This is a genomic window from Bacillus sp. S71 (genome assembly GCF_016625265.1).
Lineage (GTDB): Bacteria > Bacillota > Bacilli > Bacillales > Bacillaceae_G > Bacillus_A > Bacillus_A cereus.
This window is the reverse complement of sequence record NZ_JACVUW010000003.1, coordinates 388136-403611: the sequence shown is the minus strand read 5'-3', so window position 1 is coordinate 403611 and position 15476 is coordinate 388136. Positions and strand designations below refer to the sequence as shown.

The following is a 15476-nucleotide window of genomic DNA, read 5'->3' as shown; positions in this document are numbered from 1 at the left end:
AGCGGACTATCTGCTCTTTTTTTCATTGATTTTAGTTAGTTGAATGTAGAGTTGTAGCATAAAAACTGCTGCTTCTATAACGAGATTCCTATTCACCATTAATAGTGAGACATTATGTTAAGCTAATCCTTTAGTTTCGGATTAAAGTTTTTTTATATTTTTTTAAAATGACGGACACAAAAACGCATATACCTTCGAATTATATATATGGATAACATAAATATGTATATAAAAGGGGAGAAATAAGATGAAAGAAAAAAAAGAAATGTTTCAAGAAATCGCTGAGGTGTTAAAGGTATTGGCGCATCCAGTTCGTCTATCTTTAGTAAAAATAATGCTTGCAAAAGGTCCTACTAATGTAACAACAATGTATGGGGATTTACAAATGCCTCAAAGTACAATTAGTCAACATTTATCTAAACTAAAAGCTGCTAAAATGGTTACAGGTACTCGGAAAGGATTAGAAATTTATTATGAGGTAACTGACAATCGTACAAAATCAATATTAGCATGTTTAGTTTAAATACATACTTCTATTTCAAAATAAAAAACGCTATTCTTTTCTATGATTTTACAGAGAGAATAGCGTTTTTTATTTTTAAGGAGTATCTTTTTATATGCCTATAGAATGGAGTGAAAGGTTTATGGGTTTAAATGTACCTACTATTACCTTAGATTCTAATGCGTCTAATAATGAAAAAATTCTCGGTTTAGGGGTGCTTCTTTATAGCTTACGTACAATTGAGATTAGAAAAAGTAGAGCGAGCGCTTAATGAGGCGGAAGTAGTGTTTATATGCGAAACTTTATAGAAATCTCATTTTTCTAATTGTATCTTTTTAGATTGATGGATGTGGGGTCACGTCCATCAATCTAAGAAAACAAGTTAGCTAAAAAATGATGAAAATAAACTTTATAGAAATAAAAAATATGAACGTAGAGGATTAAACAAAGTATATAGTGCTTTTTTAGTCATGTAATCTTTTAATCTGATGATCTTTTCCCCATTCAAACAGATCATTCATTATTTGCATTAAAGATTTTCCGTATTCACTTATGGTGTACTCAACCTTTGGTGGTACTTCTTGATATACGGTACGATAGATAATCCCATCAGCTTCAAGTTGCCGAAGTTGTTGTGTAAGAACCTTTTGTGTAATGTTTGGGATTTCTCGTTTAATTTCATTTGTTCGCATTTTTCCATCCGACAAAATACATAAAATATGAACTTTCCATTTTCCACCGATTACATCGAGTGTTGTTGCAATTGGGCAATCATCATTTTGATTCATATAACACCTCCAAAGGTACTTCAAGGTTCCTATAGTACCTGAAAGTACGTACTTTTCAATTATATGTAACTCATTCATACTAATACGTAAAGGATTGATTAATTTATAAAGGGGCTGGAAAATGATGAGAACACTTGTAATTGTAGCACACCCTCATATTGAAAAATCAAAAATTAATAAAAGATGGATAGAAGAACTTGAGAAACATTCAGATGAAATTACGGTGCATGAATTATATAAGGTGGCACCAAATTGGGAGTTTAATATTGAACAAGAGCAAAAGTTATTAGTAGAACATGACAGATATATATTTCAATTTCCGCTTTACTGGTACAGCTCACCACCATTATTAAAAAAATGGTTCGATGATGTATTAACATATGGATTTGCGTACGGATCACAAGGAGATAAAGTGAAGGGGAAAGAATTTGGTGTAGCTATTTCTATAGGTGGATTAGAAAAAGATTATGAAAATAGTGGGATTACAATGGATGAGTTGACGAAACCATTCCAAGCTACATGCCTATATACAGGTATGGAATTTATACCTTCCTTTTATTTATATGGTGCAGAATATAAACTAAGTGATGAAGAGATTGATAAAAGTGCACCTGAGTATGTGCAATATGTAATGAACAAGAAGTATTCTAATATATAATGAAAAATAGCCATTTACTTGTGAAGTAAATGGCTATTTTATATTCTTCTTATATTCACTAAGTTTAATCTTTAGTAAATTAATAGTTAATCTGGTAAAATAAAAAACCTAACATATATAAAGGGGAGTTTTACTTGAGAACGATGCGACAATTATTACAAAAGAGAGCAATGCAGTCACCAAATTTGGAAGCGCTTGTAGGAGGGAAGAAAAGATATTCGTTTCAGCAATATAATGAACGAGTAAATCAGCTTGCACATTATTTGTTACATAATGGTGTGCAAAGAGGAGATCGTATAGGAATACTATGCAAAAATAATCACCCATTTCCAAGTGTTATGATGGCAAGTTTAAAAATTGGAGCGGTATTTATTCCGCTAAATCATCAGCTTACTGTATATGAATTAGAAACGATTGTAAAAGAAGCGAAATTAAAAGTGTTAGTTATTGATGAAGAATTTAGTGAAGTGTTATTAAATGTTGATGCTGTTAAAGAAATTCCTTATGTAATTCAAACGACAAAAGAAGGTTTTGGTTCATTTGAATTAGAGCTGCAAAAACAGCCAATGACAGAACCGAACGTAGAAGTTCATGAAGAAGACGACGCCATTTACTTATTTACTTCAGGAACGACTGGACAGGCGAAAGCATGTGTAATTGGACATAAAAACTTACATCACTATTTTGCTGAAATTGCGGGACAAAGAGAAATCCCAGCAGGTGAACGCTTTTTATCTGTGCATCCATTGTTCCATATGAGTGGCGTGCTTTCTATTTTAAATTGTATTTATCATGGCGTTACGATGATTTTCTTAGCTGATTCGAATCCTGCTATTATTTGGGATAAGATTGAAGAAGAGAAAATTACTACGATGCTTGCGTTCCCTGCTGTTTATAGTTACATGCTTGATGAATTAAATAAAAAAGAACGTAATATTTCAACCTTTAAAGTAGCACAAAGCGGTGGTACAAAAGTGCCAGAAACACTCATTCAAAAATATATGGAAAAAGGAATATATATGGTGCAAGGTTATGGTAGTACAGAAGGTTGGGTTGTAACCTCATGGCATCCAATGATGGGAAAAGAAAAGATGTCTTCTGTAGGAAAAACCTTAAAAAATGTAGAGGTGAAAATTGTTCATCCGGAAACAGGACATGAACTAACAACAAATGAAGTTGGAGAGATTCATGTGAAAAGTCCATACATGTTTAAAGGGTATTGGAATAATGAAAAGGCGACAAAGAAGGTAGTAAAAGATAACTGGTTTAACATGGGTGATGCTGGCATGATAGATGACGACGGATTCCTGCATATTATGGGAAGATATAAAGACGTTATTATACGCGGTGGTGACAATGTATATCCAGATCAAGTAGAAGATGTTATTCATGAAATACATGGTGTTTTAGAAGTTGCAGTAGTTGGAGTTCTAGATGACTTTTGGGGAGAGGTTCCAAGAGCTTTCATTGTGAAGGATAGCGAAACAATATTAACAGAAGAAAGTATTACTCAGTATTGTAAACAGAAATTAGCCAGTTACAAAATACCAGAAGTGGTATTCATAGATGAGTTACCGAAAAATGCTTTAGGAAAAGTGTTGAAGAGGGAATTACGAGATGTAGTTCTTGTGAAATAGAAAATTATGAAACGATGGAGAACCCAGTTATGTATAAAGCATGACTGGGTTTTTGTTAATGTTTCTGTTAGTGGAGAGTATAAACGTTTTTGTTTTTTTGATGCAATTTTTTAGCTTGGTAACGCTCGAACGATATTCGGCTATTAGGCAATTTAAACCTCGCTACCTCCACTTGAAATTGTTATAATTAAAATGTTTTTAATATTTCAATAATTAGGAGGCTAGAGAATGAAAATTGCGATAGTCTGTTTCGATAACTTTACTGATATAGATGTTTTTTTACCATGGGATTTATTAAATCGTGTACGTTTAGTTGGCGGTATTTCTGATTGGAATGTCCAGCTATTAGGAACGGAAAAAACTCATATATCCATGTCTGGCTTACGTATCCCCATGACAGGAAGCATATCTGATATACCTTCCGCTGACGCAGTAATATTTGCAAGTGGCAAGGGGGTCCAAGGTTTATATCAAAATCAAGAATATCTTAATAGCATTCATGTAGATCTTCAAAGACAATTAATAGGCTCTATGTGCTCTGGTTCACTACTACTAGGAGCTAAAAAATTGTTAACTGGCAAAAAAGCAACTACATATCCATCTGTAGTAGAACAACTTAAAGAATTTGATGTAGACGTTATTGAACAAAGCTTCGTAAACGAAGGGAATATCTCGACTGCCGCAGGTTGTTTTGCTGCTCAAGACCTCTCAGCTTGGATTATAAGAACCTTGATTAATGAAGAAATGGTTGACACTGTGCTTGAAACTGTTCAGCCAGTGGGCAAAGGTTTATATTTTAAATAATCAAGTTAGAAATAGATAATCTGACTTGATTATTTAAAATGACGTTTTGGTACAATTTCTTCATTAGTGAATCCAAGTAATTCTCCTAAGGAGGGCGACCGTCACATCGTTATCAAGCCAAGGGTTTGGAATTACCTCAAAATGAAAAATTTCCCCTTATACAGTTAATTATAGAATTCGACTTATTTTTTTCGTATTGGGGAACTACTAATTTCTTAAGTTGATGGGCATAAGGTTTGTTACTAGATTTTGTATTTCGTGTAAGATGACAAAGAATATTCAATCAATTACTGGAGGAAGAGATGTAAATGAAGCTGCCGCTATTACAGGTAGAGACAGAGAAACTTATGATCCGTCCGTTCCAAAAAGATGATTACGAAAGTTGGTTAGATGGATTTAATAAGAGACTGCCATCGCAGTATAAATATGACGATGGCTATCAAGTTATGGCATCATCAACAAAAGAATGGTTCACGGAATGGATAAAAGGCTTTGATGAAGCAGCACATCGAGATGAGATGTATGTATTAGGTATTTTTCGTAAAGAAGACGGAGCTAATATTGGTAAGCTAGAGCTGATTAAAATTTTACGTATGGACTATCAATGGGCGATGATGGGATACTCCATACATAATCAATATTGGAGAAATGGATATGGTGTTGAAAGTGTGAAAGCTGCGCTACCGTTATTTTTTAGTTGCCTTGATTTTCATAGAATCGAATTACATATACGTGTTGATAATGAGCCATCAGTACGTCTTGCGGAAAGAACAGGCTTTTCATTTGAATGCAAGAGAGAGGCATTTTCATTAGAGAATGGTAAGTGGATGGATTTTCTTATTTATTTTAAAAATAAGGAGATGAGTATATGAGAGTGGTTATTACAGGTGGAAATCGGGGATTAGGGTTACAGTTAGTAAAAGTATTTCATGAAAAGGGGCATATCGTTTATCCGTTAGTTAGAACTGAGGTTGCGGTAACGCAATTGAAGCAAATGTATAGTTGTAGATGTTTTCCTATATTGGCAGACTTATCGGTTGATGAGAGTACGGAGCAAATTGAGAAGCAGCTTGAGGAATATACAGAGCATGTTGATCTAGTTATAAATAACGCTGGCATTACTGGGAAGGAGACTGAGATTTTACATACAAATTCAGAAGAGTTAACGGATTTATTTAATATTCATTGCTTAGGTGTAATTCGGGCTGTAAAAGGTACATATATGGCGTTAGCTAAATCGGATCATCCGAGAATAGTAAATGTGTCCTCTCGATTAGGATCATTACATAAAATGGCGAACAATGAGTTTCCGCAAGGCCAGTTCTCATATTCATATCGAATTGCTAAAGCAGCACAAAATATGTTAACACTCTGCTTACAACAAGAGTTTGAGAATAAAAGAATTCGTGTAACTGCCATTCACCCAGGAAAATTAAAAACTGATATTGGTGCCTTTGATGCGAATATGACTCCGGCTGAAGGAGCAAAAAATATATATGATTGGGTAATAGATTCAAATGAGGATATTTCAGGGAAGTTTATTGAGCCTGGTGTAGGGGAATTGAAGTGGTGATATACGATCTTGCAATCATTCAGAATCTATTTGGCCCTTCTAAAAAAGTATTAAATGGCTTACCAAATGCAGTAACGATTGAAGAAATAGAAGAAGATGTTTTGTATAACGTACAAACATATAAAGAAAAGATAAGTAGATTTGAAGAGGTTTGTTTTAATTGGGAGTTAAAAAGAGCAAGTATTGTATTAAACAAAAGGTTTAGTAGTTATAACTCAAGTGTGAAAGTGTTACTTGATGTCGGTTTTTCTTTGTATGCCGCAAAGATAGAAGTATGTAGAGAATTGAACAATGTAGAAGAGCTTGAAAGACAATATACATATCGATCAATAGCAGAAGGAACGTTATCGGAAAAAGAATTTAAATATATTTGGGAACAATGTATGTCGGGTTCAGAGAATCAAACTTCAATTTTAACTATCGATGAACATTTTTATTCCGTGCAAACAGAGTTAGGTAAGGGTTGGGAAAAGTCATGTATTGTTTTTTATGATAAAACTGGGCCAATTGGTATGTCCATACCACATATAGAAACTGGAACAGAAAGTGAAGGACGATTATTTTACTTTGGAGTAATGCCTTATTATCGCGGGAAAGGAGTTGCTTCTCATATGCATCTTCAATCTTTACATATGTTAAAGGAAATGGGGGCTACTTATTACATCGGAAGCACGCATACTTCAAATGAAAAGATGCAGAGGATATTTTGGAGAAATAATTGTTCGGTGAAAACGGAGACAGAGCTTTATTATAAAATTTTTAAAGTAGATTAGGAGAAAAGAAGATGAAGATTATAAACGTATTTCATTACGATGCATTTACGAATAAACCAAATAAGGGAAATCCAGCAGGTATTGTATTAGAAGCAGATGGATTAACGGAAGAGGAAATGCAGCGTATTGCTGAAAAAATTGGATTTAACGAAACAACTTTTGTTCTTTCTTCAGAAGTAGCACATATAAAAATGCGCTATTTTACACCTGGTTTTGAAATGGATTTATGTGGTCATGGGACAGTAGGGACGATATATGCCTTGCACGAAAAAGGTTTATTAGAAGAGAAAAGTAACCTTACGATTGAAACGAAGGCTGGGATTTTACCGATACAAATACGTGTAAATGAAAATGGAGAAACCTTTATTAAAATGAGACAGGCAGCACCTCAGTTTAAAGAGTTTACAGGTTCAAAAGAAGAATTAGCTCATAGTATTGGTTTAGAAGTAAATGATTTAGATGTAAGTTTACCGATTGTATATGGAAGTACGGGAAATTGGACTGTAATTGTACCGATTAAAAATCTTAATGCATGTGAGAGAATGAAACCTAATAATGCTGCATTTCCATCAGTATTAAAAGAAATACCTAATGCTTCTATTCACCCAATTTGTCTAGAAACTTATGATGAACTAGCACAAATGCACGGCCGTCATTTTTCATCAGCTTACGCTGGGACGATTGAAGATCCAGTGACAGGAACAGCTTCAGGTGTAATGGGAGCGTATTATGCGGAGTATTTAGAGAAAGATTTTGAACATGAATTGGATTTAATCGTTGAGCAAGGACAGGAAATAAATAAAGATGGTCGTGTAACCGTTTATGTAACGAAAGGGATAGAAAACGAAAAGTTACAAATAGATATCGCTGGAACAGCGGTGTATGTGAAAGAGTTTGAAGTTTCAATATAAAAAAAGAAAGCCCGGCATACATCCGGACTTTCACTATCTGTTCAATACTTCAATATACGAAGCATCTCCAGTTGTTCTTAAAGCAGAGCGAAAATTGTTATTTTCTAGCGTTTTAGCGACTTGTTGTAATTGCTGTGCATCATCATGATGGATAAGTAAGCTGTCAGCACCGCTTTCTTCTATATGAATGTGTTCAACATTTCCAATGGCATCATGTATAGCTTTTAAAAATTCAGGTTTCATGGTGTCCTCCTATATGTATGTAACGTTTTTATTTAGTATTTCCTTATTTTTGAAATATAAAAGTAAATGAAAGGAGAAATAAAATGAATATAAAGCAGTTTAACGAACATATAACATCACTATTTGGAGAGCATCTTCATAAATACGGCGATGATGAATATGGTTTTACTCATATAAGTAAAGATGAATTTCACAAAATCGGTTACACAACAAATTTAACGTTAGAAACTATTGAAGAAGCGTATAGAAATGGAGTCGATATGATAGTTACACATCATGCGCCGTGGAGTTTTTTATTTGGTATGGAAGAGGCTTGTATTGAGAAATTGAAGCAATATGAAATGAATCATTTTTGGGTTCATTTGCCGTTAGATTTTGTAAAGTTTGGCACGTGTACATCGTTATTTAACGGAATTGGGATAGATACAATACTGGAATATTCCACGTATGAGGAAGAAGAACTACCGGGAATAGGAGAATATAAAGAAGCGATTCCTTTTTCAAACTTAGTTGGAAAACTTGAAGAAAAAATGGAAGAGAAAGTGAAGAGCTGGAGAAATCACGATAAACCAGTAAAACGGATTGCGATTTTAACCGGTGCAGGAAACAATACAAATTTGATTGAACGTGCATTAGAAAAAGGGTGTGACACGTACATAACAGGTGAAAAAACATTATATACAGTGCAACATGCGAAATTTAAAGGGATTAATTTAATTGTAGGCAGTCATACGTTTACAGAAGTGTTTGGTGTAGAAAGTTTGGCTCATAAATTACAAGACATAGACCCTGCAATAGAAATTATTAGAGTATATGAAGAGCATTTAGAGTGATAAAGTCACGTTATCATAAATGGGATATTGAAGAAAGCCATTGTAATAAAATAAAATTGTTGTTTGTTATATTAGGATGGTTGGGAGGATTTTCCTTGCGTTTGTCAAATAATAGTAAAGTTGTCTTTTGAATTAAGGGAATCTTCCGAATTAAAGGGTGAGAGAATGGACATTTCAATAATCACTGCACAACTAGTTAAGGAAAAAGTTATTTCACATTATCCAAATAGCGTAAAAGCATTAAACGGGGGAACGACAAGCACTATATATTTGTTAGATGAACAATACGTTGTAAAGTTGAATGAATCGGATGTCATACGTGAAGAAGCTTATTTTCTTCAGTTTTATAAAAAGGACGAATTATTTCCAAAGCTTTTATATAAGGAACCTTTAAATCGCTATATTGTTTACTCATTCCTTGAGGGCACAACTTCTTGCAAACTAGGCTATAAACGGAGTGTTCTTTGTAAACTTGTAAAAGAAGTTATCAATGAGTATGAAGTAGCTACAGAGGTTGATGGCTGGGGATGGAAAGAAAATCCGGTTCAATCTTGGAGTGAATTTTTAACAACAAATGTGATAGAAGCTCATGAAAATGTAAGGCGTTACATAAGTGAAGAAGAGTATAGAACGGTTCTTAAGTTAGCGAATAGGGACGCTGGAATAAATCAGCCGTTTTTATTGCATGGTGATCTTGGATTTCATAACTTTATATTTAAAGAGAATGAGCTGCACGGTGTAATTGATCCTTTACCAGTGTTAGGAGATCCTATATATGATTTAATTTATGCGTTCTGTTCAACTCCGGAAGATTTAACAAAAGAAACGATTGGTTATGCGATGAAACAATGTGTATTTCATAAAAATGACCGTGATTTATATGAAGAGATAGTCATAGGATTATATTTGCGTATAGATACATGTTTACGGCACCACCCGAAAGATTTAGAAGATTATTTAGAAGCTTGGCGTTATTGGATGGGTGAGGTTGAGGTGACTTTATAGTACAAATATTTTTGGGGAGATAGTGAGATGAATGTTGCAGAAGCGAAAAAGGATTTAGCAATAAAAACGAAGAGAGGCCTACCGATTATATTAGCCGGTGTTTTATTTTGGATAGTTATGAGTATAACGGGATTTGTTCTTTCTGAAAAACAAGTGGTGTGGGTATATTTAATCGGTATGGGCTGTGTGTTTCCTTTTGGCTTAATGATAGCTGCTATATTGAAGATTGATATGTTTGCGAAAGGAAATCCGTTAGGGGTTTTGGCAGGCTTAATTGGTGGAATAAATGTATTGAATATTCCACTTGTATTACTTGCCTATTTTCAATTTCCAGAATGGTTACCTTTTGTAGTAGCGATGTTAATAGGTGTTCATTTTATTCCGTACGTATGGATTTATGAAAGTAAAAGTTATGGTTTATTGTCAGTAGGGACTGTATTTGTAACGTCAGTTTGCGGGATTCTTTTTGCAGAAAAAGGATTTACTGTAATTCCGTTATCGGTTACAGTTGTCTATTTACTTACTTTTATAAGTTTATTAATTGAAAATAAAAAAGCAGATCATTATCAACAAAAATCTGCTTAATAAAAATATAGGGATAGGGGAATTTATTATGAAAAATTTCGTTTGTACAACGTGTGGCGTGCAGTATGCGGCGAGTGTAGAAGAACCGGTGAGCTGTCATATTTGTGATGAAGAGAGGCAATATGTGAATCCAAAAGGACAATCTTGGACGACACTGGAAAGCTTACAAATTGGTGATACATATAAAAATGAAATAATCGAAGAGGAAGGTGGACTTTATAGCATTACAACAAAACCAGGATTTGCAATCGGTCAAACGGCATTTGTAGTGAAAACAGAGTCATATCGTTTACTGTGGGACTGTATTACGTATTTAGATGAAACGACAATTACGAAAATAAAAGAGCTTGGCGGATTAGATGCGATTGCGTTGTCTCATCCTCATTATTATTCAACGCAAGTAGAATGGGCAGAGACATTTGATGTACCAATTTATATACACGAAGATGATAAAGAGTGGGTGATGCGTCCGAGTAGTCGTATTATTTACTGGTCTGGTGAGTCTTTACAATTAGCGGATGGGATTACTGTGCATCGTCTTGGAGGACATTTTAGTGGTGGATCTGTCTTACATTGGGAAGAAGGTAATGACGGAAAAGGGATTTTGTTAACAGGTGATATTATTCAAGTTGTAGCAGATGAGCGGTGGGTAAGCTTCATGTACAGCTATCCAAACTTAATTCCACTACCAGCGAGAAAAGTGGAAGAAATGGTGAATCGAGTGAAGCCGTTACAGTTTAATCGTTTATACAACGCTTTTCATCGAGTAGTAAAAGAAAATGCAAATGAGGCAGTTGAACGTTCTGCTGACAGATATATAAAAGCAATAGAAGGAAAGTTGTTTCATACGTAAAAGGAGAGTAGCTTAATGAAAACGTTAGTATGTTTTGGAGATAGTATTACAGCTGATGAAACATTTTTTGATGGAATGCCGAGATTAACACCACGTTTGCAAGAGATGTTTCCGAACTGGAAAGTAGTGAATGCAGGTGTTCCAGGTGATAATACATTCGATGCGTTAAATAGGATTGAAGAAGATGTAATATCATATAAACCAGATTTCGTAACAGTTTTTCTTGGTACGAATGATGCAGTTTCTTTTTCTCAAGTGTCATTACAAGCATATAAAGAAAACTTAGAGAAGATTGTGAACCAAGTTTCATCAGATAAAGTACTACTGATTAGTCCTGCACCAGTTGATGAAGAAAGACAGCGTAATAGAACAAATAGAGTGCTTAGTCAGTATGCAGACGTGGTGGAGAAAGTGGCGAGGGAAACAGGAAGTTATTTTCTAAACGTATTCGCTGAAATGATTCAAGAACGGGATTATAAAAGATTTGTAGAAAATGATGAAAAAGATGGATTACACTTTGGGCCAGAAGGTTATGAGTATGTAGCGAAGTTAATTGGTGAAAAGTTAAAAGGGATTTTATAAGGAGCAAAGCACTTAGTGCTTTGCTTTTTCGTATTTCTTTCGTAGTCCATAAACTTATTGATTGCTGTAATTTGGATAGATATTTGGCATTTTTATCCCGCATTAACTGCCCGTAAATGCCCGATTGGTGAGGGCTAATAATCAGTGGGGGATGAACAAAACCCCACTGATTAAAGTTTCACTTTATGTGGGTAAAAGGTTAGTGCTGTTTTAAAGTAATATAAATTTATTTTTAAAAATTTATATTTCGTAGTTGAAAATTAATAAAGGTGTAACTATAATAGTTACAGTAAGTTTGTTGTTTTGAGATGTACATATTGAATTACAAGAATGAAGGGAGTTTTTATGTAAATCAAAAAGCTATAAAATCTATTGATTTTTATAATAAGATAAAATGCTTTTGGTTCATACACATTATTAAATATGTTATTTCTAATAGAAAACTAGAGGTGGAAAAATGAAAAATTTTAAAGGTATGTTAATATCATCACTTGCAATTACAGCTTTTGCTGGGGTAGGTACGACATTTGTAACAAATACAGTATATGCTGCTAATAACGATTCTAGTAAAATACAAGTTCGTTCTAATAAGAGTATAAATACAACAACTGGCTCGAGATTGCCTGTACTATCAGTCAATCCTTATGATGAACCTAGATTTTCGAGACAGGGATATCTTGAAGAGGCACCTTTAGGAATTAATGCTCCTTATGCTTGGGGAATTAAAGGAGGAAATGGTCAGGGAGCAACTTTTGTAGATTTGGAAGAAGGCTGGTTATTAAATCATGAAGATTTAGTCGGTCAAAATATTGAATTTATGTCTGGAAAAATGAGTAATGATCTTTCTCACGGTACTTCAGTTCTAGGTGTTGTTTCTGCAGCTGACAATGGGATTGGGAACATTGGAATTGCACCAAAAGCAAAGGCAAAAGTAATTTCAGTAATCCGAGATAATGGGAGAATTGATGTAAGAGATGCTATTTTAAGTGCCGTAGATTCTTTACAGGCTGGAGATGTTTTATTAATAGAAGAGTCCTTTAAATATGATGGATATGGAGATGACCCTTTACCAGTAGAAGTATACCCGAGTATATTTAATGCAATTCGCAAAGGTACAGATAAAGGCATTATTATTGTAGAAGCAGCTGGTAATGGTGGGATTGATTTAGATGAATTTAAAGACCGTAATGGTAAACAGATTTTAAATCGAAATAGTCAAGACTTTAAAGATTCAGGAGCTATTATAGTTGGAGCATCTACTGCAAGAGTTCCTCATAAACGTTTAGCTTTCTCTAACTATGGTAGTAGAATTGATGTATATGGTTGGGGAGAATATGTTGATACATTAGATACATATCAAAATCAAAATAGTAAAGGACAAAAAGTTACAGATCAGAACATAATTAATCGTTATACTTCTAATTTTCGTGGTACTTCTAGCGCTTCGCCTATAATTGCTGGGGCTGCTGTATCGATTCAAGGCATTGCTAAAGAACATTTAGGTAAGGCATATACACCAAAAGAATTGAGAGCAATTTTAAGTAATCCTAATACAGGCACAAAGACTAATAACCCATCATCTGATAAAATAGGGGTTTTACCAGATTTAAAAGCGATTTTGTCTAACCTTGGATTTCATAATGATTTGACTACCAATGATCCTATGGTATTTCCAGATAACGTAGAAAAAAATGAAGGAAAAGAAAATTCAACTTTCGTATTTCCAGGTGAAGAAACAAAAAGAACAGGTGATAAAAATTCAACTGTAACCTTTCCAGAAGAAGATTTAAAACAGGAGGAAAAAGAAGAGGGATTAATTGTTTTTCCTGATTAATAAAAAAATACTACCTTCCATTTGGAGGTAGTATTTTTTATTTCTTGTCAATAACAAGCAGGCATGAAATTTGTATTTGTTTATCTTTCATAATGAATTTAACTAAAAAAATCGAATATTTGACTGTTAATTTACTTTTTCGTCTCAATCAATTACATGAATTAATCTAGAAATGCTTGCTGTAATGCTTTCAGTCCATCGCTGTAAATACCATGAAACAGATTTATTGCCTCTTCATCACTAACCTCAACAGGAGTGAATGTACCAGACCACTCTACTAACGATGTGTTACTTTCAGTACCTTCTTTAACCTGGATTGTAGATAAATAATTAGTGACTGGGAACGGTGCATTCATGATTGAATACGTGTAGTAGCGCTCTTTATCATTGAATACTTCTAATCGTTCTATAATTGTATCGCCATCTGGGTTAGCTAGATGACGTACACGACCGCCTTCCGTTAATTTACTGCTAGGTATATAAGGTAACCAGTCTGGAAGGGAGTTGAAACCTCCGATTAATTGCCATACTTGTTCAGGTGAAGCAAAAATTTCCATAGATGTAGTAGTATGTGCCATATTCATTACGCTCCTTTTCATCCCGGTATTTACGGGTAAATAATCAGTGGGAGATGCTCCCACTGATTAAAGTTATATTATTATTTTACGTTGATTGGTAGTGGTGCATTAGGTGCTACTAGTTTTTGTTCGCGCATTTCTTCCCAGAATGCTGCTGGAATTACTGTATTTAAGGCGTTTTGGTCTTCTACAATTCGTTCCGGTTTACTTGCACCAGGAACAACGGCAGCAACTGCTGGATTTGCTAGTGAAAATTGTAATGCAGCAGCTTTGATGCTGATGTCGTGACGATCTGCAAGAGCTTTGATTTTCTCAACCTTTGCAATAATTTCTGGCGATGCTTTTTGATATTCGAAGTGAGCGCCTCCAGCAAGAATACCTGAGCTATATGGGCCACCAACAACAATATCCATATTATGCTTTACAGCTGCAGGCATTACTCGTTGCAATGCACGTTCGTGGTCTAATAATGAATAGCGACCAGCTAGTAAGGATATATTTGGTTTCGCTTCTTCTAAATCAAGCATAAGTTCAATTGATTCTACTTTGTTTACTCCAAGCCCCCAGCCCTTAATAACTCCTTCTTCACGTAAACGTGTTAGCGCACGGAATGCTCCTGTTCGAGCTGTTTCAAATTGTGAAATCCACTCATCACCATAAAAGTCTTGTGCTAAATCATGAATGAAAACAAAGTCTAGACGATCTGTTTTTAAACGTTTCAAACTTTGCTCGATAGAACGAAGTGTTGCGTCTGCGCTATAGTCATTGATCATTTTATTTTTGCGACCAAATTCGAAAAGTCCGCCTTTTTCACCTAAATCACGTGCAGATGGATCTTCTAGTTCATCTGAAATCGTTCGACCTACTTTGGTGCTTAAAAAGTAATCATCACGATTTCTTTTTGACAGTGCTTCACCAAGACGGATTTCCGCTAATCCAGATCCATAAAGTGGAGCTGTATCAAAGTAACGAACGCCATTCTCCCAAGCAGCATCCACTGTAGCGATTGCTTCTTCCTCTGGGATATTACGGTACATATTTCCTAGTGGTGCTGTACCAAACCCGATTTTTTCTTTTAGTAATTTACTCATTATAGATATCCTCCTAAAATGTATTTGAAAATTATTTATTCATTGTGAATGGATGTGAAAATGAAAACATGTCATTTCATCGTCTGACAAAATGTATGATAAAAATACTCACTTTAAAGTACAGGTACTAACAGGTAATTTCTAACACTGCATGACTCACTCAACTCTTACAAATGCTATTATGAAATGTATTTTACATAATGAAAAGTACGTACTTTAAAGTGAT

19 protein-coding genes are annotated in these 15476 nt (G+C 34.5%); 15 read left to right on the top strand and 4 right to left on the bottom strand.

Annotated elements, in window-relative coordinates; genetic code table 11:
* Positions 1–247 precede the first annotated feature (247 nt).
* Both IBT51_RS08980 and IBT51_RS08975 read left to right on the top strand, forming a co-directional pair.
* A complete protein-coding gene (locus IBT51_RS08980; protein WP_000660066.1) occupies positions 248–523 on the top strand; it encodes an ArsR/SmtB family transcription factor in 276 nt (91 codons plus the stop codon).
* Positions 524–617: 94 nt separating this feature from the next.
* The gene (locus IBT51_RS08975) at positions 618–773 is read left to right on the top strand and encodes a hypothetical protein (RefSeq protein ID WP_014482089.1); all 156 of its coding nucleotides are present in this window, start codon (positions 618–620) and stop codon (positions 771–773) included.
* 193 nt (positions 774–966) lie between these two features.
* Here IBT51_RS08975 and IBT51_RS08970 read toward each other — a convergent pair whose 3' ends face one another.
* Positions 967–1290, bottom strand: coding sequence for a winged helix-turn-helix transcriptional regulator (locus tag IBT51_RS08970; RefSeq protein ID WP_001072958.1), 324 nt, complete (start codon positions 1288–1290; stop codon positions 967–969).
* Between the two features lie 124 nt (positions 1291–1414).
* Between IBT51_RS08970 and IBT51_RS08965 the strand changes: the two genes are divergently transcribed.
* From IBT51_RS08965 to IBT51_RS08935, 7 genes are all read left to right on the top strand, one after another.
* On the top strand, positions 1415–1948 hold the full coding sequence (locus IBT51_RS08965; RefSeq protein ID WP_002164479.1) for an NAD(P)H-dependent oxidoreductase: 534 nt from the start codon (positions 1415–1417) through the stop codon (positions 1946–1948).
* A gap of 143 nt (positions 1949–2091) precedes the next feature.
* Positions 2092–3585, top strand: a complete 1494-nt coding sequence (locus IBT51_RS08960; RefSeq protein WP_197241952.1) for a class I adenylate-forming enzyme family protein — start codon at positions 2092–2094, stop codon at positions 3583–3585.
* A 228-nt stretch (positions 3586–3813) separates the two neighbouring features.
* Positions 3814–4389 carry a DJ-1/PfpI family protein gene (locus tag IBT51_RS08955; RefSeq protein WP_053563915.1) on the top strand — a complete coding sequence of 192 codons (576 nt, stop codon included), beginning with the start codon at positions 3814–3816 and terminating at the stop codon, positions 4387–4389.
* 308 nt (positions 4390–4697) lie between these two features.
* On the top strand, positions 4698–5261 hold the full coding sequence (locus IBT51_RS08950) for a GNAT family N-acetyltransferase (protein WP_088024530.1): 564 nt from the start codon (positions 4698–4700) through the stop codon (positions 5259–5261).
* Positions 5258–5962, top strand: coding sequence for an SDR family NAD(P)-dependent oxidoreductase (locus tag IBT51_RS08945; protein WP_200458130.1), 705 nt, complete (start codon positions 5258–5260; stop codon positions 5960–5962). Before IBT51_RS08950 ends, IBT51_RS08945 begins: the two co-directional genes overlap by 4 nt.
* Complete coding sequence (locus tag IBT51_RS08940; RefSeq protein WP_140155631.1) at positions 5959–6735, top strand: GNAT family N-acetyltransferase; 777 nt, start codon at positions 5959–5961, stop codon at positions 6733–6735. The genes IBT51_RS08945 and IBT51_RS08940 overlap by 4 nt, the downstream gene beginning before the upstream one ends.
* 11 nt (positions 6736–6746) lie before the next feature.
* Positions 6747–7646 (top strand): PhzF family phenazine biosynthesis isomerase, encoded by a 900-nt coding sequence (locus IBT51_RS08935; RefSeq protein ID WP_088024539.1) that lies wholly within the window; start codon positions 6747–6749, stop codon positions 7644–7646.
* Between the two features lie 33 nt (positions 7647–7679).
* Here IBT51_RS08935 and IBT51_RS08930 read toward each other — a convergent pair whose 3' ends face one another.
* Positions 7680–7889 carry a hypothetical protein gene (locus tag IBT51_RS08930; RefSeq protein WP_001992924.1) on the bottom strand — a complete coding sequence of 70 codons (210 nt, stop codon included), beginning with the start codon at positions 7887–7889 and terminating at the stop codon, positions 7680–7682.
* Positions 7890–7972: 83 nt separating this feature from the next.
* Here IBT51_RS08930 and IBT51_RS08925 point away from each other — a divergent pair, with 83 nt between their 5' ends.
* The 6 genes from IBT51_RS08925 to IBT51_RS08900 all read left to right on the top strand — a co-directional run bounded on the left by IBT51_RS08925 (position 7973) and on the right by IBT51_RS08900 (position 13581).
* Positions 7973–8722 (top strand): Nif3-like dinuclear metal center hexameric protein, encoded by a 750-nt coding sequence (locus IBT51_RS08925; RefSeq protein WP_001022440.1) that lies wholly within the window; start codon positions 7973–7975, stop codon positions 8720–8722.
* 165 nt (positions 8723–8887) lie between these two features.
* Complete coding sequence (locus IBT51_RS08920) at positions 8888–9727, top strand: aminoglycoside phosphotransferase family protein (protein ID WP_053563919.1); 840 nt, start codon at positions 8888–8890, stop codon at positions 9725–9727.
* Positions 9728–9754: 27 nt separating this feature from the next.
* Positions 9755–10312 carry a DUF7010 family protein gene (locus tag IBT51_RS08915; protein ID WP_078401559.1) on the top strand — a complete coding sequence of 186 codons (558 nt, stop codon included), beginning with the start codon at positions 9755–9757 and terminating at the stop codon, positions 10310–10312.
* 28 nt (positions 10313–10340) lie between these two features.
* Complete coding sequence (locus IBT51_RS08910; protein ID WP_053563921.1) at positions 10341–11165, top strand: MBL fold metallo-hydrolase; 825 nt, start codon at positions 10341–10343, stop codon at positions 11163–11165.
* A 15-nt stretch (positions 11166–11180) separates the two neighbouring features.
* Positions 11181–11747 (top strand): SGNH/GDSL hydrolase family protein, encoded by a 567-nt coding sequence (locus tag IBT51_RS08905; RefSeq protein ID WP_000855207.1) that lies wholly within the window; start codon positions 11181–11183, stop codon positions 11745–11747.
* A gap of 457 nt (positions 11748–12204) precedes the next feature.
* A complete protein-coding gene (locus IBT51_RS08900) occupies positions 12205–13581 on the top strand; it encodes a S8 family peptidase (protein ID WP_088024545.1) in 1377 nt (458 codons plus the stop codon).
* A gap of 161 nt (positions 13582–13742) precedes the next feature.
* Here the strand turns inward: IBT51_RS08900 and IBT51_RS08895 are convergent, their stop codons facing one another.
* Positions 13743–14159 carry an SRPBCC family protein gene (locus IBT51_RS08895; protein WP_016080843.1) on the bottom strand — a complete coding sequence of 139 codons (417 nt, stop codon included), beginning with the start codon at positions 14157–14159 and terminating at the stop codon, positions 13743–13745.
* 80 nt (positions 14160–14239) lie between these two features.
* Positions 14240–15250, bottom strand: a complete 1011-nt coding sequence (locus IBT51_RS08890; protein ID WP_000040529.1) for an aldo/keto reductase — start codon at positions 15248–15250, stop codon at positions 14240–14242.
* Positions 15251–15476 lie beyond the last annotated feature (226 nt).